Here is a 2,181-nt window from a genome sequence, read left to right as displayed (position 1 = left end):
ATTGTGTGTCAGAACTAATAAGTACTATGAAATTGCTCCTTTCGCACTATATATTTAAGCTATCACACTGATAATTAATGATCTTTTAATAATATTCGTCGATCTAAAGGATCTACACCCAATGATTTTATTGAAATTATTAGTGATGATAGCGAGTTCATGAAGATTGAAAAAGAGTTGGAGGTCTTTAATTCAGAGTTAAAAAGGAATGATCAAAGGTTAATTATCACTTTTGATAGGCTAGATAATATTGTAAAGCCTTACCTTTGGAATGACATTGTTTCTCCATTGATAAAGTTATGTATGAAGTTCCGGTGGTCAAATATTTTTCCAAAACTATTTCTGAGGAGAGACTTATATGATCGATTGGGTAACCTTACAAATAAAAACTCATTTAAAACTCGAGTCATTGATTTAGAATGGTCAAGAAACGAAATTTACTCTTACTTCTTAAAAGTTGTTTTTACTTTATCTGGCGATAAATTTAAACAGTATTTAAAGCCTAAGTTAACCCTAGCCAATTTTACTTTGATTGAAAAACGATTGAGAAAAAAAGGGGCAAGAAATCAATTACCTTTAGAAACTAACTTAATCCAGCCTATAATAAATGCTTTTTTTGGTTCTCCAAAACCTAAACCTAATGGCAAGCAAAGTTCTGCGTACGAAGATTTATATAGAAACATTCAAAGTGCAGATGACACTGTTAACCTTCGACCTTTTTTAGACTTATTGAAACATGCAGTGATGGAACAAAAAAAAGAAGATACAGAGAAAAAATATAGAAAAGATTCTATTTTGGGTCTTGCCTATTGTACAAGCAAAAGTGTAAGGAGAGAGGCTGTTCTTCAATATTTAAGTGACCTTTGGACAGAGCAAGGGAATGAATTTGTAAGATATTTCTGTGAAGATGTTTCTGCAAACAAAGGAAAAGCTGCTCAAAAAAGGAGTAAAATGGATGAGAAGCTTTTTGAAATACTGTTGACTGATATAAAGGATAGGCATGCTGACGTACCTAGTGTGGCAAAAAATACGATTTCCGATTTTAAACAGATACTTATAGCAAACAAAATTATTACACCTTACATGGTAGGTAATAAAAATAGATATCGCTTCGCTTACCTATATTCAAATTATTTTGGTGTGTAGGGCGTTGAGCTTAGTAGGTTCATGCTTTATGTGCATATTTTCTATTCATTTTGTAACATGAATTTTTGTAAGCATTCACCAGAGGGGTATTGACAATCTCAAACTCCCGTTTATTGGCATTTATAACTACAAGCTTGCCATTGTTTTGTGACACAAGTACCACCCCGCAAGTAAGTTTCACTGTTTATTTGAAAAGTCAATACGGGGCTGGTGAATGGTTACTGAATTTTTTACTAGCTTAAACCTCTATCTCTGCAAAGGGTACTTCAACCCATTCTACGTGATTTTGGGTGTAGATACGGGTGCTCTTAGCATCCGTATGTGCCATACGAGATTGTGGGTCTACACCTTTAGAGTCAAATAAGTGGGCGGCTAATGCTCTGATCTCATGAAAAGTAGGGCGTTGTGATGCCTCTAAGTGTTCGCAACAGCCTACTTCATCCCTGATTTTTGAAAACGTGCGGCTTATATAGTCAGGTGCTACTTGAGTTAAATGTACTACATCCTTACTTAGCACGCTTGGGCATTTAGTTGGTAATCGATGAACCACGAAAGCACTGACGGTTCTATCTCGGCTTCTGTCGATAATAGCTTTGAGTTTTTCACCAATTGGAATGGCAACGTGTGCGGCTTCTTTATCTGCCACTTTTTGTCGATGAATATAGAGTTTGCCGTAAACTTTACCAATATGAGTCACTTCAGGTTTATCGAACCAGCAACAGCCACATTTGTTTTTGCTCGGCTCTTTTAAGTTATATTGAATTCTGGAGATTTCTAGTCTTGCGTGGGTTGTTTGTAGAGACAAGTCCATGGCGGTTTGAAGCCATAGAGGGGCAGCAGCATGAATAATTCGATACCATTCCAGTTTTAAGCGTTGCCTTTGCTTTTTTTCTACACGTTTTTTCTTTTTTAGGCTCTTCGTCGTTTAGTGTGGATTTAATGGGTTTGTTTTTGAGATAATAAATCTAGTTTTTGTAGTCAATAATTTAAGAAGTAAATACATGGATGGTAATCAAGTTCTAATGCTTGGCCTTG

At 35.5% G+C, this 2,181-nt stretch carries 2 protein-coding genes; one reads left to right on the top strand and one right to left on the bottom strand.

Translation table 11 applies throughout. The features are described 5' to 3' along the window. Positions 1 to 159: 159 nt before the first annotated feature. Positions 160 to 1,146 carry a hypothetical protein gene (locus JQC92_RS22015; protein ID WP_205001668.1) on the top strand — a complete coding sequence of 329 codons (987 nt, stop codon included), beginning with the start codon at positions 160 to 162 and terminating at the stop codon, positions 1,144 to 1,146. A gap of 238 nt (positions 1,147 to 1,384) precedes the next feature. Here the strand turns inward: JQC92_RS22015 and JQC92_RS22845 are convergent, their stop codons facing one another. After that, entirely contained in the window at positions 1,385 to 1,957 is a 573-nt protein-coding gene (locus JQC92_RS22845; RefSeq protein ID WP_239480685.1) for a site-specific integrase, read from the bottom strand. Between the last annotated feature and the right edge of the window lie 224 nt (positions 1,958 to 2,181).

The organism is Parashewanella hymeniacidonis, from assembly GCF_016900895.1.
Classification (GTDB): Bacteria; Pseudomonadota; Gammaproteobacteria; order Enterobacterales; family Shewanellaceae; genus Parashewanella; species Parashewanella hymeniacidonis.
This window is presented reverse-complemented; position numbering and strand designations above follow the sequence as displayed.